The organism is Erwinia sp. AK-PDG3-5, assembly GCF_056821705.1.
Map to the genome: position 1 here is coordinate 1,725,026 of NZ_CM165967.1, position 17,002 is coordinate 1,742,027.

The window sequence follows — 17,002 nt, forward strand, 5'->3', positions numbered from 1 at the left end:
AAGGGGGAGGAGTGTCGCGCCCGCAGACGCGACTCAGACACTATTTTTGAATGGAGATATCGGTTGCGAAATACTGCTTCTGAATCTTATCAAAGGTGCCGTTTTTCTTGATTTCCGCGAAAGCGTTATCCAGCGCAGTTTTCAGTTCTGCATCGCCTTTACGCAGGCCAATCGCGGTACCAGGGCCGATAATCGGATCCTGCACAATCGGGCCAGCCAGTTCGAAATCTTTGCCCTGAGGATGTTTCAGGAAGCCAATAGCCGCCTGTGCGGCATCGGTAAACACCGCATCCAGACGGCCAGAAACCAGATCGCTCTCAACCTGTGCCTGATCGCCATAAGGAACGACGTTCACACCTGCCGGCTGCCATTTTGCCAGCGCATAGCGCTCCTGCACGGTACCCTGTTCAACGCCGACGGTTTTGCCTTTCAGCGATTCCGGGGTTGGCAGCAGACCAGAGCCTTTGCGGGCAATCAGCTGGGTTTTGGTATCGTACATCGGCTCGGTGAAATCGATCTGCTTCATGCGTTCTTCGGTAACGCCCATGTCCGACAGAATGGCATCAAATTTACGCGCTTTCAGGGCCGGGATCATGCCGTCGAACTGGCTTTCAACCCATACGCATTTCGCCTGCATCTGAGTACAGAGTGCGTTACCCAAATCGATATCAAAACCAACCAGTTTGCCCTGCGGGGTTTTGGACTCAAAAGGAGGATAGGTTGGGTCAACCGCAAAGCGAACCCGATCGATTTTGGCCTGAGCGCCAAAAGCGCAGCCTGCCATCAACGAGGCAATCGCTGCATTACGCAGCACAGAAAACATCAAAGTTTTTGCCATTATTTATTACATCTCAATAACTTTACACAAGCATTCAGAGTAACTGCTGATGCCGGTGGTGTGAATTTTTAATTGTAAAAAAAGGCCGGTTTCCCGGCCTTAGCAATAACCCTGAGAACTACTTGTGACGTTCACGCAGGTTGTTGATGATGGTGCTCAGATTCAAATCCTGATCCTGCAAAAGGACCAGCAGGTGATAGATCAGATCGGAAGCTTCGTTGGTCAGTTCATGGCGATCGTTAACGGTCGCCGCCAGTGCGGTTTCCACACCTTCTTCACCCACTTTCTGCGCGATACGCTTGGTGCCGCTGGCATACAGACTGGCGGTATAAGAGCTTTTCGGATCCGCGTGCTTACGTTCAGCCAGCAGCTGCTCTAACTGATAGAGGAACGTCCAGTCAGGGGCGGCCGGAGAGAAGCAGCTAGAGGTACCCAGATGGCAGGTTGGGCCAATCGGGTTCGCCAGAATCAGCAAGGTGTCGTTATCGCAATCCGGTGTGATGCTGACCACATTAAGGACGTTTTCAGAGGTCTCGCCTTTGGTCCACAGACGCTGCTTGGTGCGCGACCACAGGGTCACTTTGCCAATTTCCAGCGTCTTAGCCAGCGCGTCCTGATTCATATAGCCATGCATCAGCACTTCACCCGACACCGCGTGTTGGACGATGGCCGGCATCATGCCGTCAGTTTTTACCCAATCTAGCTGGGCCAGCTGTTGTTCTGTTAACACGCGCGGATCTCCACACCTTTTTCAATCAGGAACGCTTTCAGTTCCCCGATATTAATAATCTGTTTATGGAAGACGGAGGCGGCCAGCGCACCGTCGACATCGGCATCGCGGAAGGCCTCGTGGAAGTGTTCCATGGTGCCCGCGCCGCCCGAGGCGATCAGCGGCACCTTGCAAACCTCACGCATCTTCTGCAGTTGGATCAGGTCGTAGCCGTTGCGCACACCGTCCTGATTCATCATATTCAGCACGATTTCGCCCGCGCCACGCTTCTGCACTTCCTGCACCCAGTCCAGCGTTTCCCAGGTGGTAACCTTGGTACGGCTTTCGTCACCGGTATATTGATTCACGTGATACTTGCCGGTTTCGCTGTCGTACCAGGTATCAATGCCGACCACAATGCACTGTACGCCAAACCGATCGGCAAGGCGGGTGATCAGCTCGGGATCGGCCAGCGCCGGCGAGTTGATTGAAATCTTATCGGCACCAAATGACAGGATCTGGGCAGCGTCTTCCGCCGACTTGATCCCGCCCGCGACGCAAAAGGGGATATCGATCACTTCTGCCACGCGGGAAACCCAGCTTTTATCGACGACGCGGCCATCTGACGAGGCGGTGATATCGTAAAACACCAGTTCATCCGCCCCTTCCTGGGCATAACGCTGCGCCAGTGGCACGATGTCGCCAATAATTTCATGATTACGGAACTGTACGCCTTTCACTACCTGACCGTCGCGGACGTCCAGACAGGGTATTATCCTTTTTGCCAGCATGAGATTGCCTCCGCAACGGTGAATTTACCTTCCAACAGGGCGCGACCGACGATCACGCCTTTCGCACCGCAGCCGTTCAGCGCCGCAATGTCATCCAGCGAACCAATGCCACCCGAGGACTGGAAGGCGATGGTTGGGAAGCGGGCGGACACTTCGCGATACAGCTCAACATTGGAGCCGCTGAGCGTGCCATCGCGGGAGATATCGGTGCACAGCACATGCTTCAGGCCGACCGGCAAAAACTGCTCAATCACGTCTTCCAGCGTCACGCCGGCAGCTTCCTGCCAGCCGCTGATCGCCACTTCCTTGCGGTTGTTGGCATCAATACGCACGTCCAGTGCCATCACAATGGCTTCCGGACCGTACTGCTTAAACCAGCTTTTCACTTCTTCCGGATCTTTTACCGCTGTTGATCCGACCACCACGCGGGTGGCACCGGCGTTCAGCAGCGCGTCCACATCTTCGCGGGTGCGAATACCGCCACCCACCTGCACCGGCACGTTAACGCCTGCAAGCAACGTGGTCAGCAGCGGGATCTGGCGCGCTGCCGGATTTTTGGCACCGGTTAAATCCACCAGGTGCAGCACTTCCGCGCCCTGAGCTTCATAATCCTGTAAACGTGGCAGCGGATCGCTGCCGTAATCACGCTGCTGGCCATAGTCGCCCTGATGCAGACGGACCACTTTGCCTTCAATTAAATCTAACGCGGGGATAATCATGCCCGTTACATCTCCAGGAAGTTTTTCAGCAGCTGCGCGCCAGCGGCACCGGAACGCTCCGGGTGGAACTGCACGCCGAAGAAGTTATCTTTCTGCACCGCAGCGGTAAAGGCTTCACCGTAGCTGCATTGGGCGATGGTGTACTCGTTCACCGGCATGGCATAGCTGTGGACGAAGTAGAAGTTGGATCCATCAGGAATGCCGCGGAACAGGTGATTACCCGCCTGTGAGGTGATCTGATTCCAGCCCATATGCGGCAGCGGCAGACCCAGGTCGACCATCTTCAATACCGGTTGCTCGATGATGCCGAGGGTTTTCACGCCGCCGCTTTCATCGCTTTCAGAACCCAATAGCTGCATGCCAAGACAAATGCCCAACACCGGTTGAGTGCAGGCTTTGATCAGCTGAATAAGCTCACGCTCGCGCAGCTGATCCATTGCCGCCTGCGCGGTACCCACGCCCGGCAGCAGCAGCTTATCTGCCTGTAACACCGTATCGGCGTCGCGGCTCACGATCGGATTGTAGCCCAGACGTTGCACGGCCCACTTTACCGATGAGAGGTTGGCGCAGCCTGTATCCAGGATCACCACGTTCATCACAGCACTCCTTTCGAGCTGGGCAGCGTGTTGCCCTCAACGCGGATTGCCTGGCGCAGCGTACGGCCAAAGGCTTTGAACAGGCTTTCAACGCGGTGATGGTCGTTTTTGCCTTTGGTTTTCAGGTGCAGCGTGCTCGCCATGGTGTAAGAGAGCGAGCTGAAGAAGTGTTCGACCATCTCGGTGCTCAGGTCGCCTACGCGCTGATAGCTGAACTCCGCTTTATATTCGAGGTGCGGACGGCCGGAGATATCCAGCGCGCAGCGTGCCAGACATTCGTCCATTGGCAGCACAAAGCCAAAGCGGCCGATGCCACGTTTGTCACCCAGCGCTTTCAGTAAGGCTTCGCCCAGCGCCAGGCCGGTGTCTTCCACGGTGTGGTGATCGTCGATATAAAGGTCACCCTTCACATCGATGTTCATACGGAAACCGCCGTGGGTGGCAATCTGATCGAGCATATGGTCAAAGAAGCCGACGCCGGTGTTGAACGTGCTGTTGCCTTCACGATCCAGCCAGACTTCGACGCTGATCTGCGTTTCTTTGGTATTACGCTTCACCAGCGCATGACGATCGCGTTTGGTCAGCTGCTGCTCAATCGCCAGCCAGTTAAGGTCGTTGCGCGAGTAGAGCAGGCCGGCAATGCCCATATTGCTGGCCAGCTGCACGTCCGTCGCGCGGTCACCAATCACATAGCTGTTGGCGGTATCCAGCACGCCAGCGGCCAGCCAGGTTTCAACCATCTTGGTTTTCGGCTTGCGGCAGTCGCAGTTGTCAGCAGGCAGATGCGGGCAAATCAGCACATCATCAAACTGCACGCCCTGTGAGGAAAGGATTTGCATCATCAGGTTGTGCGGGCCATCGAAATCAGCCTGCGGGAAGCTGTCAGTGCCCAGGCCATCCTGGTTGGTGATCATCACCAGTTTAAAGCCGGCTTTCTGTAGTGACAGCAGCACCGGGATAACGTCTGGCTCAAAGGCCAGCTTGTCCATGCGATCCACCTGGAAGTCGGTCGGCGGCTCGGAGATGATCGTGCCGTCACGATCGATAAAAAGGACTTTCTGGCTCATGCTTGCTCCCTGGTATCGGACGCGCCGGGTAAGGTTTTCAGCGCCGAAATGGCGCGGTTACACTCTTCACGGGTGCCGACGGAGATGCGCAGGCATCCCGACAGCCCCGGCTGTTTGTTCTGGTCACGCAGAATAATGCCTTGATCCCACAGCGTTTTAAAGACCTGGCTGGAGGCAGTAAAGCGCGCCAGAACGTAGTTTGTCTCGCTTGGGAACACCTGCTCAACGCAGGCACATTGCTGCAAGGCGGCAATCAGCTGCTCGCGGGTGGCAATCAATTCGCCGACGTGGGATTTCATTAACGCAATGCCATGGTCGCTCAGCGCCTGGGCTGCAATGTCGGCGACCGGCGTGGAGAGAGGATAGGGTGCGATAACCTTCATCAACAGGGCAATCACCTCAGCATTCGCCAGGGTGAAGCCACAGCGCAATCCCGCCAGTGCGAAGGCTTTCGACAGCGTGCGCAGGATCACCAGATGGGGATACGCTTGCAGCCAGCCGGTCAACGACGCCTGCGGGCAGAACTCGATGTAAGCTTCATCCGCGACCACCAGTGCTTTGCCACGCGTCATTTCCAGTAGCTGACGAATATCGTCAGGATTAACCAGATTACCGGTCGGGTTGTTTGGGCTGCACACGTAAACCAGCTTCACGCCATCCAGTTGCTCAGCAATGGCTGGCAGATTCAGCTGCCAGCCCTCGCCGGCTTCCACGGTGCGATATTCCACGCCGATGGTTTCAGCACTGACGCTGTACATGCCGTAAGTCGGTGGGCAGAACAGCACCGCATCTTTGCCCGGTTCACAGAAAGCGCGGATCAGCAGTTCGATACCCTCATCGGCACCCCGGCTAACCAGAACCTGCTCTTTGGTCAGACCGGCGTAAGCGGCATACCGCTCAATCACCAGCGCAGGCTGACATTCCGGGTAGCGGTTCAGGGTTTGCTGCGACAGCTCAAAGGGCACGGCCAGCGGATATTCATTGGCGTTCAGCCAGACGTCACCGTTGCCACCCAGACGACGGGCAGACTGATAAGGTGTGAGGGCGCGGACGTTTGCCCTCGCCAGCTCTTCAATCTTATTGCTCATGGCTTCTCCTTAAGCGCGGCAACGCGCAGGGTGACGGCGTTTTTGTGTGCGGTGAGCTGTTCGGCGGCGGCCAGAATCTCGATGGTCGGTGCGAGGTTCAAAAAGCCTTGCGGCGTCAGCTCCTGCACGGTCATACGCTTCTGGAAATCCGCCAGACCAAGGCTTGAACAGGTTGCGGTGTAACCGTAGGTCGGCAGCACGTGGTTGGTACCGGACGCATAGTCGCCGGCAGATTCCGGTGACCAGTCACCGAGGAACACCGACCCAGCGCTGGTGATGCTGTCTACCCAATCACGCGCCTGACGCGTCTGGATAATCAAGTGCTCCGGCCCATAACGGTTGCTGATCTCAATGCACTGCTGCAGATCCCTGGTGACAATCAGACGGCTGCTTTCCAGCGCCTTCCGTGCGGTTTCTGCGCGTGGCAATTCGGCCAGCTGAGTTTCAATCGCGGCAGCCACTTCTTGCGCCATCTGTAATGACGGCGTCAGTAAAATAACCTGAGAGTCCGGACCGTGTTCAGCCTGGGAAAGCAGATCGGAAGCGACAAACGCCGGTGTCGCTTCCGCATCGGCAATGACCAGCACTTCAGAAGGTCCGGCGGGCATATCAATCGCGGCCCCATCCAGGCGCTGGCTGACCTGACGCTTCGCCTCGGTCACATACGCGTTACCCGGTCCAAAAATCTTGTCGACTTTCGGCACCGATTCCGTGCCCAGCGCCAGCGCAGCAATTGCCTGCGCGCCGCCAACCTGGAACACTTCCTTCACGCCACAGAGTTTGGCGGCATAGAGGATTTCGTCGGCAATCGGCGGCGGCGAGCACAGCACCACGCGCTGGCAACCGGCGATGCGGGCCGGGGTGGCCAGCATCAATACGGTCGAGAACAGCGGGGCGGTGCCGCCCGGAATATACAGACCCACCGAGGCCACCGGACGGGTGATCTGCTGGCAGCGTACGCCTGGCTGCGTTTCGATATCAACCGGTGGCAACGTCTGCGCCACATGGAAGGTTTCGATATTGCGTACGGCCGTAGCCATCGCCTGCTTAATGTCATCACCCAGACGGGCGGATGCCGCGTCAATTTCCTCAGCGGTAACGCGCAGTGCCTCAACCTGGGTCTTATCGAACATCGCGCTGTAAAAACGCAGTGCCCGATCGCCTTCCGCTTTGACCTTATCCAGGATGCCGCGCACGGTAAGGCTGATATCTTCTGATGCTGAAATCGCCGGACGAGTCAGAAGCGCCTTTTGCTGCGCATCATCACAGGTTTGCCAGTCGATGGGGGTCGCGAAGTTTGCCATCGGTTACTCCATCATCTTCTCAATTGGCAATACCAGGATGGAGCTGGCCCCCAGCGCTTTCAGCTTTTCCATCGTTTCCCAGAACAGGGTTTCGCTGCTGACCATATGCATCGCCACGCGGCTCTTATCGCCCGCCAGTGGCAGCACGGTAGGGCGCTCGGCACCCGGCAGCAGGGAGATAATGTCTTCCAGCTTTTCGCTTGGCGCGTGCAGCATAATGTATTTGGATTCGCGGGCCTGAATAACACCCTGGATACGGGTCATCAGTTTGTCGATCAGTTCCTGCTTGGCGCCTGGCATTTCGCCGTCACGCTGGATCAGACAGGCTTTAGAGCGGTAAATCACTTCAACTTCACGCAGGCCGTTGGCTTCCAGCGTGGCGCCGGTAGACACCAGGTCACAAATGGCATCCGCCAGACCGGCACGCGGGGCCACTTCGACTGAACCATTCAGCAGGCAGGATTTGAACGCCACGCCCTGTTTGTCCAGATATTGCTTCAGCAGGTGCGGATAAGAGGTGGCGATACGGGAGTTTTGTAAACACTGTGGGCCGGTATATTCATCATCAACGGACATCGCCAGTGACAGACGGCAACCGCCAAAATCCAGACGACGGAGGGTGAAATAACGCGGGTCTTCACCCTGAGCGCGACGGGTCAGCAGCTCCTCTTCCAGCACGTTCTCACCAATGATACCAAGGTCAACTACGCCATCCATGACCAGGCCCGGAATATCGTCATCACGGACGCGCAGAATATCGATCGGCATGTTCTCGGCGAAGGCAATCAGACGCTGCTGCTGCAGATTGATTTTGATGCCGCAGCGGGAGAGCAATTCGCGTGAATCATCGCTTAAACGGCCTGATTTCTGCATAGCTATGCGTAAACGGGTGTTATCTAACATCGGTACCTTTCCTTATTTCCTGTCTGCTTCGACCTGAGATTATTGGCAGTTCGTCCATCCTGGCCAGGGCATGGCCCAAAAAAAAGCCCCCGGAAGGTGATCTTCCGGGGGCTTCTCTTGCGTTCTGCACCACTGGAAGATCCTACTCGTCTTCCAGCACACATCGCCTGAAAGACTAGTCAGGGTGATGGTGATGATGGTGGTTGAACTGAACGCTTGTCATAAAATTCTCTTGGATGAATGGATATTCATTTCGTGACAAATAACCTAACGCAGGAGATAGCGAGGCGCAACCCTTTTTTGTCAATGATGAAAGATTCTCTCATCATCTGTCCATTGTCACTGACACTCCGCTGGCGTAGGTTTAGGGTATTGAGCAAGCCTCACTACAGGAGTCAGAGGATGAAAAAAGTTGCCATTATTGGTCTGGGTTGGTTGGGGATGCCGTTGGGGCTGTCGCTTACCGCCCACGGCTGGCAGGTTACCGGCAGTAAAACCACGTTGGATGGGGTTGAAGCGGCGCGCATGTGCGGCATCGAAAGCTATCTGCTGGAGCTGACGCCCGAACTTATCTGCGATCCCGATGATTTAGACGCGCTGCTGAGCGTGGATGCGCTGGTGATCACCTTGCCAGCCAGCCGCACAGCCGAAGGCGGCGCAAACTATCTGTTAGCGGTGCAGCAGATTGTCGACAGCGCGCTGGCCCGCTCGATTCCGCGAATTATTTTCACCAGCTCAACCTCTGTTTATGGCAGCGGTTCAGGAGTGATGAAAGAGAGTTCGCCGCTTGAGCCACAGACGGTGGCCGGCAAAACGCTGAAGGAGTTAGAGGACTGGCTGCACCATCTGCCGAATACCTCAGTCGATATCCTGCGTTTGTCCGGGCTGGTGGGGCCAGAACGTCATCCGGGCCGCTTCCTGGCGGGGAAAATCGATTTGACCGATGGTAGCCATGGCGTCAATCTGGTGCATCTGGAAGATGTGGTTGCGGCGATTTCTTTACTGCTGAAAACGCCGAAGGGAGGCCACATCTATAACCTTAGCGCGCCGAAACATCCTGCCCGTAACGTGTTCTATCCCGCCGTCGCCCGACAGCTCGGCTTGACGCCACCGACGTTTATTCAGGAGCCGGGTGAAGACAAAGGCAAGATCATCGACGGCAGCAAGATTTGCAGCGAGCTGGGGTTCGAGTACAGCTATCCGGATCCGGCGAAAATGCCGCTGAAGTGAGGGCGCAACCAGCCTCACATTGAAGGAGAGAAAGGTTTCCCCTTTAAACCCCCAACCGATCCCTCAGCGAGTACCAGGCCGCACCAATCGCCGTTAGCGGCACGCGGAAGCGATGGCCGCCGGGGAAGGGCAGATGGGGGAGTTTGGCGAAGGCATCAAAGCGCTGTGGCTGGCCGCTCAGCGCTTCACTAACCAGCTTCCCAGCCAGATGCGTAAAGGTGACGCCATGTCCGCTGTCGCCCTGAATATAGAACACGCCGTTATCCAGGCGGCCAACCTGCGGCATGCGGGAAAGCGTCAGCAGGAAATTTCCGCTCCAGCGGTAATCGAACTTAATCCCCGCCAGCTGTGGAAAGGTCTTAAGTAACTTAGGCCGAATTAACGTATCGATGTCTTCAGGTTCACGCGCACCATACACCACGCCGCCACCGTATAACAGACGGTTATCGGCAGTGAGTCGGTAGTAATCCAGCAGATAGTTACAGTCTTCCACACAACGATTATTCGGCAATAACGCCAGCGCCTTGTCAGCGGAAAGGGGCTCGGTGGCGACAATTTGGGAACCGCAGGGAATGCTCAAACGCGTTAATCGGGGCTCAAGATGCGGAGCCAGGTAGGCATTTCCGGCGAAAATCACAAATTTTGCGCTAACCTGACCTTTGGCGGTTTTCACCTGGTGGGGATTGCCGTAGTCTACCGAGATCACTTCAGACGCTTCATATATGCGTCCACCGTGATTACGAATCGCTTCTGCTTCACCCAGTGCCAGATTTAGCGGGTGAATATGCCCCCCGTTGTTATCCAGCAAACCACCGACGTAACGTTCACTGGCGATTTCACGGCGAATGCCGGTTTCATCCAGCATCTGTAACTCATTATTACCGTACTGTTTCCAGCGTTTGTGCTGCTCCTGCAGATGGTGCAATTGACGTTTGTTCAGCGCGGCGAATATTCCGCCCTGGCGGTAATCACAAGCGATATCATAACGTTTGACGCGATCACGGATCACGCTGGCGCCTTCAAACATCATGCTGCCCAGCAATCGGGCACTCTCTTTACCGTAACGTTGTTCAATGACGTCCACGTCGCGGCTGTAAGAGTTGACTACCTGGCCGCCATTGCGCCCGCTGGCACCAAATCCCACTTTAGCCGCTTCCAGCACCACCACGTCATACCCGGCTTCGGTGAGAAACAGGGCGGAGGACAGGCCGGTAAAGCCGCCACCAATCACACAAACATCACACTGAATACTGTTTTCAAGCTGTGGCCAGGGAGCGTGAGGATTGGCCGTTGCGGCATAGTAACTCTTCACATGGTCCATAACTCCCTCCTTTGCTGATCAAGTTCCCGGCTCAGAACGTCGCTGGGGTATGCGCACTGACAATCCGACAAGGCTGTGCGAATGAATTGGTAAAACTGTGGGGCAGGCCGGTATTAATGACGTAGCTCTGCCCGGCATGCAGCGAATAGCTCTGGCCACTGATGGTCAGGACAATTTGCCCTTCAAGCAGCGTGCCGGTCTCTTCTCCCTGATGACGAATTTTTTCGCCCGTGGTGGCACCCGGTTCATAGGTTTCCAGCAGCATGCCCAGGGTGCGTTCCGGATTGCCATTGTGGATTAACTTTAATGACACGCCCTGACTGCCAATATCGATCAGCTCATGGGCATCAATCACCACTTTCGGTGCCTCATCCTTTACCGGTTCGGAGAAAAATTCGGAAAGGGAGAGACCGTATACCTTTAATAACTTCTGTAGCGTGCTGACCGCAGGGCTGACTTTGTCCTGTTCGATCGTACTGATGGCGCTGTGCGTCAGGCCGGAGAGTTCGGCGACGCGCCGTTGTGACATTCCCATCTGTTGGCGGATTTCCGATAAACGTCGTCCCGGTGCCACAGTGGCTTCGCTCATGGCCTTCTTTCCTCCTGATACCGTTGGCAGGCATGAATAAATCCATTGAACAACAGGCGGGATAACGTCGACGTCTCGCTTTGCCATTCCGGGTGCCATTGCACCGCAAGAGCAAAAGGATGGTCACGCAGGCTGACGGCCTCAATCAGGCCATCGGCGGCACGCGCCTCGATGCGCAGTGGGGCTCCTAATGTGCGGATCCCCTGTTGATGTAGCGAATTGACCCAGAACTTCTCGCAGCCTTCCACCAGGGGGGAAAGCAGGCCGTCCGGCTCAACGTAGACTTCGTGTGCCGGGGCGTATTGCTCGTCCAGCGTTAAGGCTTCATCTTCCCGATGTTCCTGGAAGCCGGGAACCGTATGCAGTTGGCGGTGCAGGCTGCCACCGGTTGCCACCACCAGTTCCTGCAATCCACGACAGATAGCCAGAACCGGCAGGCGTTTAGCGGTTGCGGCGTTAATCAAGGCAAAGGCAAGCTGGTCACGACCGGGGTCGGCATAATCCTCGGTACCGGATTCGCCATAATGGTGAGGTTCAATATTGCTTGGGCTGCCGGTCAGCAGCAGGCCAGATAGCGGAGCCATAGCAATTTCTAATAGATCGGGGGAAGACATTAATCCCTGCGGTAACGCCAGTGGGACGCCGCCTGCCTGCAACACGGCTTCGAGATATTTGTTATGCACCATCTGTGTGGGATGACCGCCCTTGTCAATCTGGCACATCACTACGCCAATCAATGGCTTGTTAAATATAATGCCCATCTTTCCCCTCGCCAAGCTGTTCAATATATCTACCGGAAAAGGCGTTTACTACGCAAATTTGTACAATATATTTTCAATCTAGCAACCGACTGCACAATATTCAAACTGATTTGGCGGCAAAATAAACTTGAATGTAACATTTGCACACTTTTTGTGTTGGCGCTATGTTAGAAATGTGGCTGTTATTTTGAGCAACGCTCAACACTAACCAGACAAAGGCGGGCAGGACTATGACAAATATTGTCGAAGTAGAAGACTTCACGAGACACAGTGAACAGAAACGAACCAGCGCGTTCCAGAATGAAGTGCATGCTTATCTGGAACGCCACCCTGAAACGCAGTACGTCGATATTCTTCTTAACGATCTCAACGGTGTCTTTCGCGGTAAGCGGATCCCCTTCGCTAATCTGACCAAACTCGAGAAAGGCTGTTACTTCCCCGCTTCCGTTTTCGCAATGGACATCCTCGGCAACACCGTAGAAGAAGCCGGTCTGGGCCAGGCACTCGGTGAACCGGACAACATTTGTATCCCCGTAGAAGGCACGTTAATCCCCTCCGCAGCCGATCCTCAACATCTGGCGCAGGTGCTTTTGACCATGCGCAATCAAGATGGTACTCCCTTTGACGTTGAACCCCGGAACGTTCTCAATCACCTCTGGCAACAGTTGCGTAATCGAGGTTTGTTTCCAGTGGTAGCGGTAGAGCTGGAGTTCTATCTGGTCGACAAAAAGCGTGATGCGGAAGGCTTTATTCAGCCACCGTGCGCGCCGGGCAGCGACGAGCGTAATATGCAAAGCCAGGTGTACTCAGTCGATAACCTCGATCACTTCTCCGAGGTGTTAAGCGAGATCGATACGATAGCGAAACAGCAGGGGATCCCCGCCGATGGTGCGCTGGCCGAAGCCTCTCCAGGCCAGTTCGAGATCAATCTTCATCATACCCGCAATGTCCTCAGTGCCTGCGATCATGCCGTTCAGCTGAAACGCCTGGTGCGTCAGGTGGCTGAAAATCATGGTATGACGGCGACCTTTATGGCTAAGCCTTATGAGGAATACGCTGGCAGTGGCATGCATGTACATATTAGCGTATTGGATGCAGCCGATCACAATGCCTTCGCCTGCGATGATGGCAGTAACTCACCGCTGCTGAAGCGGACGCTGGCCGGGATGATTGATCTGATGCCCGCCTCCATGGCCCTGCTTGCGCCTAACGTGAATGCTTATCGCCGTTTCTTGCCCGAGGCCTTTGTCCCGTTGCAGGCTTCCTGGGGCCACAACAATCGCACCGTGGCGCTGAGGATCCCTTGCGGAGATATCGACAATCACCGCATTGAATATCGTGTCGCCGGCGCAGATGCCAATCCCTATCTGGTGATGTCGGCGATCCTCGCCGGTATGCTGCATGGTATTGATAACCAACTGCCATTACCCCCAGCGATCACCGGAAATGGTCACGAAGCCGACGGCAATCCGTTGCCGATCCGCCAGAGCGATGCACTGTATGAGTTTGAGCAAAGTTATCCGCTGCAAAAACTGTTGGGCGAGCGTTTCGGCTTCGTCTGGCATAGCTGCAAGCACCATGAACTGATGCACTTCGAACGCCTGATTACGGCAACGGAAATTGACTGGATGCTGAAAAACGCCTGACGGGAGATCCACTAAGATGACGCAAAGCAACCGCAAGCAAAGAAATTGTTACTGAAGGCCTTAACCTCTTGTCATCCTGCCTCCGTCTGGTGCAGAATATGCGCCCTGCAAAATTAATCTATAACCGACGCTTATGCGCCGGTTATTTTTTTGCAGAAAACACATTCGCATTTAAGAGGCCGGTCCAGAACCGGATAGATAGTCGCTTTTAGCACGCACGGACGTGCTATGTTGAGGATAAGATTGATGGGGCTACACTTTATTACTCCTGTTCACGCCGGTATCCGCCAGCGTGATGACTACGGCGCCGCGGCAGGCACCACCTTCACCCACTCCTGCCAGTCCGTTTCCCAATGTAAGAACAGCTCTCGCAATGCGCGAAGTTTCCCTGTGGTTCAACCCAGAACGGTTGATGCTATGGGGAGGCTGAATCATGTCGCTTAATCCTCAAACGTCCCGTCCACAACTAAAAAAAACGCTGACATTATTGCCTGTGGTAATGATGGGGTTGGCCTATATGCAGCCAATGACCCTGTTCGATACCTTCGGCATTGTCTCTGGCCTGACCGATGGTCACGTGGCCACGGCTTATGCGTTCGCGTTAATCGCCATTCTGTTTACGGCGCTGAGCTATGGCAAGTTGGTCCGTCGCTTCCCATCCGCAGGTTCGGCCTATACCTATGCTCAGAAAGCTATCAGCCCACACGTCGGTTTTATGGTGGGCTGGTCATCGCTGCTGGACTATCTGTTCATGCCGATGATCAACATTCTGCTGGCTAAAATTTACTTCGAAGCGCTGGTGCCGGGTATCCCGTCATGGATCTTCGTGGTGATGCTGGTCGGCTTTATGACCCTTTCCAACCTGAAAGGCATCAAAACCGTCGCCAACTTCAACAGCGTGATCGTGGTGCTGCAGGTAGTGGTGATGGTCGCCATTATGGCAATGGTGGTGTATGGCGTAGCGCACGGCGAAGGTGCCGGCACGCTGGTCAGCAGCAAACCATTCTGGTCGGAGAATGCGCACGTGGTACCGATGATCACCGGTGCGACCATATTGTGCTTCTCGTTCCTGGGCTTCGATGGCATCAGTTCGCTGTCTGAAGAGACCAAAGATGCAGAGCGCGTCATCCCTAAAGCAATCTTCCTGACGGCACTGATCGGTGGGGTGATTTTTGTGGTGGTGTCGTACTTCCTGCAACTTTACTTCCCGGACATCTCACGTTTCAAGGATCCTGACGCGTCACAGCCAGAGATCATGCTTTACGTGGCGGGCAAAGCCTTCCAGTTCGGCATTCTGATCTTCTCCTGTGTCACCGTTCTGGCGTCCGGTATGGCGGCACATGCTGGCGTATCTCGCCTGATGTATGTGATGGGCCGTGACGGCGTCTTCCCGGAGCGCTTCTTCGGTTATATCCATCCGAAATGGCGTACACCGGCGTTGAACGTGCTGCTGGTTGGCGCGATTGCCCTGTCGTCTATCACCTTTGATCTGGTGACCGCGACGGCGCTGATTAACTTTGGTGCGCTGGTGGCATTTACCTTCGTTAACCTGTCGGTAATTTCGCAGTTCTGGATCCGTGAAGGCCGCAACAAAACGCTGAAAGATAACGTCAACTTCCTGCTGTTGCCGCTGTGCGGTGCGTTAACGGTCGGTGCGTTGTGGATCAACCTTGAAGAGAGCTCGATGATTCTGGGTCTGGTGTGGGGCACTATTGGTCTGATTTATCTGGCCTTCGTTACCCGCAGCTTCCGCAACCCGGTGCCGCAGTGCACTGAAGAGCCGATGTAATATCTGGCGATGTTGCAAATGAAAAGGGCGCTTCGGCGCCCTTTTTTGATCGTGCTAGTTGATGAACAGTTCAGCCAGAGGCCGTTAAGACACCAGTTCTCGCGCATAGTCGAACAAGGCCTTCAGCTGGGCGAGCTTAGCCTGATCGCCTTCATACTGATTGAACAGCATTTCCAACTCCTGCACATAGCTTTGCACTCGCTCCGGGTTCAAGGCTTCACGACGATGCTGTAACCAGCGCTTCTGTTCGGCTTCATCCAGCGTGCCGGGATAGTTACGGGCGCGGAAGCGGAACAGCAGTTTTTCAATGCGTGCATCGTTAAACGTCAGATCCAGCGCCGGTAAATTTTCTGGCAGCGTCTGCTGAATAATGTTCATGGTGTTGAGATCCGCATCACTGAAGAAGCCGTCATACAGCTGGGCATCAACGTCGCTGGAGCCGGCAAAAGGCTCGGCTTCAGCGAATAACGCCACCACTTTTTCCCGCACTTCCGGACGCTGACGCAGTATCGCGAGGTTATCAAGGCAACGCTGACGGTCAATTCCCAGACGTTCCGCATCTTCAGGGCGCAGCGTATTGGCGGGCGCCAACACCGGGCATTTATTGATGTGCAACAGCTTGACCGGCACCGGCGCGTTATCCCCCAGTTCATCGCGGCGGGTATACAAACGCTCACGTAGGGTATCCGCATCCAGCTCCAGCAGGGGAGTGATATCCCCGGCCAAATCACAGGTGATCAAGGCGTTTTTATTGACCGGATGCCACGCCAGCGGGGCAATCCAGCTGGTGTTGCCACGAAACGCGCCAAACATCCCGGAGATATGCACCAGCGGTTTCATCTGCGGAATATCAATCAGCGCAGTGATCTTGTTCTTATTGCGATGGGTGAACAGGAAGTCATACAGGCGCGGCTGCTTCTCTTTCACCAGTTTTGCCATGGCAATGGTCGCGTATACATCAGACATGGCATCATGCGCATTCTCATGGGAAACGCCGTTGACTTTGGTGAGATGCTCAAGACGGAAGCTCGGCAAACCATCATCATTTTCTGGCCACGCAATCCCTTCAGGACGTAAGGCGTAGCAGGCGCGCATCACATCCAGCAAATCCCAGCGGCTGTTGCCATTCTGCCAGGCCCAGCCATAGGGATCATAAAAGTTGCGGTAAAGCAGGTTGCGCGTGACCTCATCATCAAACCGCACATTGTTATAGCCAACGATGCAGGTATTGGGCTCGCTGAACAGCGCATGAATACGTTTAGTGAAAGCAGCCTCGGAGACCCCTTTAGCTATAGCCAATTGGGGGGTGATACCGGTGATCATCACCGCTTCCGGCTGCGGCAGGTAGTCATCCGCAGGCTGACAGTAGAACACCTCAGGCTCACCGATGATGTTGAAGTCCATGTCGGTTCGGATCCCCGCGAACTGCGCTGGGCGGTCCAGCGACGGGCTTTTGCCGAAGGTCTCATAGTCATGGAACAGGAAGGTGGGCTGTTTGGTTTCGTTTTTCACTGTTTTACTTTGTCCATCTTTGTTCGTTAACTTTTTGAAAATGTTGCAATGAAAATGAAAATTTTTCACTACATCTAGATAGCTGTAGTCATCATCTGAGTAATGAAATAATAACCCCTAAGTTCGCACAAACACTATG

General features: G+C 55.1%; 17 protein-coding genes and 1 other annotated feature. Of the genes, 3 read left to right on the top strand and 14 right to left on the bottom strand.

The features are described from left to right. Positions 1 to 40 precede the first annotated feature (40 nt). From AC1UKS_RS07750 to hisL, 10 genes are all read right to left on the bottom strand, one after another. Entirely contained in the window at positions 41 to 838 is a 798-nt protein-coding gene (locus AC1UKS_RS07750) for an ABC transporter substrate-binding protein (RefSeq protein WP_482436297.1), read from the bottom strand. Positions 839 to 956: 118 nt separating this feature from the next. Continuing rightward, a complete protein-coding gene (gene hisIE, locus AC1UKS_RS07755; protein ID WP_482436298.1) occupies positions 957 to 1,568 on the bottom strand; it encodes a bifunctional phosphoribosyl-AMP cyclohydrolase/phosphoribosyl-ATP diphosphatase HisIE in 612 nt (203 codons plus the stop codon). Continuing rightward, entirely contained in the window at positions 1,562 to 2,338 is a 777-nt protein-coding gene (hisF, locus tag AC1UKS_RS07760) for an imidazole glycerol phosphate synthase subunit HisF (RefSeq protein WP_041692061.1), read from the bottom strand. The genes hisIE and hisF overlap by 7 nt, the downstream gene beginning before the upstream one ends. Beyond that, the gene (gene hisA, locus AC1UKS_RS07765) at positions 2,320 to 3,057 is read right to left on the bottom strand and encodes a 1-(5-phosphoribosyl)-5-[(5-phosphoribosylamino)methylideneamino]imidazole-4-carboxamide isomerase (protein ID WP_482436300.1); all 738 of its coding nucleotides are present in this window, start codon (positions 3,055 to 3,057) and stop codon (positions 2,320 to 2,322) included. The genes hisF and hisA overlap by 19 nt, the downstream gene beginning before the upstream one ends. Before the next feature lie 5 nt (positions 3,058 to 3,062). Beyond that, positions 3,063 to 3,653, bottom strand: coding sequence for an imidazole glycerol phosphate synthase subunit HisH (gene hisH, locus AC1UKS_RS07770; RefSeq protein WP_482436301.1), 591 nt, complete (start codon positions 3,651 to 3,653; stop codon positions 3,063 to 3,065). Further along, positions 3,653 to 4,720, bottom strand: a complete 1,068-nt coding sequence (gene hisB / locus AC1UKS_RS07775; RefSeq protein ID WP_265910982.1) for a bifunctional histidinol-phosphatase/imidazoleglycerol-phosphate dehydratase HisB — start codon at positions 4,718 to 4,720, stop codon at positions 3,653 to 3,655. Before hisB ends, hisH begins: the two co-directional genes overlap by 1 nt. Further along, the gene (gene hisC, locus AC1UKS_RS07780) at positions 4,717 to 5,808 is read right to left on the bottom strand and encodes a histidinol-phosphate transaminase (RefSeq protein WP_482436303.1); all 1,092 of its coding nucleotides are present in this window, start codon (positions 5,806 to 5,808) and stop codon (positions 4,717 to 4,719) included. Before hisC ends, hisB begins: the two co-directional genes overlap by 4 nt. After that, on the bottom strand, positions 5,805 to 7,112 hold the full coding sequence (gene hisD, locus AC1UKS_RS07785; RefSeq protein ID WP_482436304.1) for a histidinol dehydrogenase: 1,308 nt from the start codon (positions 7,110 to 7,112) through the stop codon (positions 5,805 to 5,807). The genes hisC and hisD overlap by 4 nt, the downstream gene beginning before the upstream one ends. A gap of 3 nt (positions 7,113 to 7,115) precedes the next feature. After that, a complete protein-coding gene (gene hisG, locus AC1UKS_RS07790; RefSeq protein WP_265910978.1) occupies positions 7,116 to 8,015 on the bottom strand; it encodes an ATP phosphoribosyltransferase in 900 nt (299 codons plus the stop codon). A gap of 77 nt (positions 8,016 to 8,092) precedes the next feature. Beyond that, positions 8,093 to 8,215: a sequence feature (His leader region), on the bottom strand. Then, entirely contained in the window at positions 8,191 to 8,238 is a 48-nt protein-coding gene (gene hisL / locus AC1UKS_RS07795; RefSeq protein ID WP_234591210.1) for a his operon leader peptide, read from the bottom strand. It overlaps the preceding feature by 25 nt. A gap of 179 nt (positions 8,239 to 8,417) precedes the next feature. On the opposite strand from hisL, the gene AC1UKS_RS07800 reads away from it, so the two are divergent. Further along, on the top strand, positions 8,418 to 9,245 hold the full coding sequence (locus AC1UKS_RS07800) for an SDR family oxidoreductase (RefSeq protein WP_482436305.1): 828 nt from the start codon (positions 8,418 to 8,420) through the stop codon (positions 9,243 to 9,245). A gap of 43 nt (positions 9,246 to 9,288) precedes the next feature. Here AC1UKS_RS07800 and AC1UKS_RS07805 read toward each other — a convergent pair whose 3' ends face one another. Genes AC1UKS_RS07805 through puuD form a run of 3 tightly spaced genes read right to left on the bottom strand, consistent with a single transcriptional unit; the run spans position 9,289 to position 11,916 of the window. After that, positions 9,289 to 10,566 (bottom strand): NAD(P)/FAD-dependent oxidoreductase, encoded by a 1,278-nt coding sequence (locus tag AC1UKS_RS07805; RefSeq protein ID WP_482436306.1) that lies wholly within the window; start codon positions 10,564 to 10,566, stop codon positions 9,289 to 9,291. A 31-nt stretch (positions 10,567 to 10,597) separates the two neighbouring features. Next, positions 10,598 to 11,155 (bottom strand): HTH-type transcriptional regulator PuuR, encoded by a 558-nt coding sequence (gene puuR, locus AC1UKS_RS07810; protein ID WP_013202919.1) that lies wholly within the window; start codon positions 11,153 to 11,155, stop codon positions 10,598 to 10,600. Then, positions 11,152 to 11,916 (bottom strand): gamma-glutamyl-gamma-aminobutyrate hydrolase, encoded by a 765-nt coding sequence (gene puuD / locus AC1UKS_RS07815; protein ID WP_482436308.1) that lies wholly within the window; start codon positions 11,914 to 11,916, stop codon positions 11,152 to 11,154. The genes puuR and puuD overlap by 4 nt, the downstream gene beginning before the upstream one ends. A 230-nt stretch (positions 11,917 to 12,146) precedes the next feature. Between puuD and AC1UKS_RS07820 the strand changes: the two genes are divergently transcribed. Continuing rightward, complete coding sequence (locus AC1UKS_RS07820) at positions 12,147 to 13,562, top strand: glutamine synthetase family protein (protein WP_482436309.1); 1,416 nt, start codon at positions 12,147 to 12,149, stop codon at positions 13,560 to 13,562. A 433-nt stretch (positions 13,563 to 13,995) separates the two neighbouring features. Further along, entirely contained in the window at positions 13,996 to 15,351 is a 1,356-nt protein-coding gene (locus tag AC1UKS_RS07825) for an APC family permease (RefSeq protein ID WP_013202916.1), read from the top strand. An 84-nt stretch (positions 15,352 to 15,435) separates the two neighbouring features. Here the strand turns inward: AC1UKS_RS07825 and sbcB are convergent, their stop codons facing one another. Beyond that, complete coding sequence (gene sbcB / locus AC1UKS_RS07830; RefSeq protein WP_482436310.1) at positions 15,436 to 16,863, bottom strand: exodeoxyribonuclease I; 1,428 nt, start codon at positions 16,861 to 16,863, stop codon at positions 15,436 to 15,438. Positions 16,864 to 17,002 lie beyond the last annotated feature (139 nt).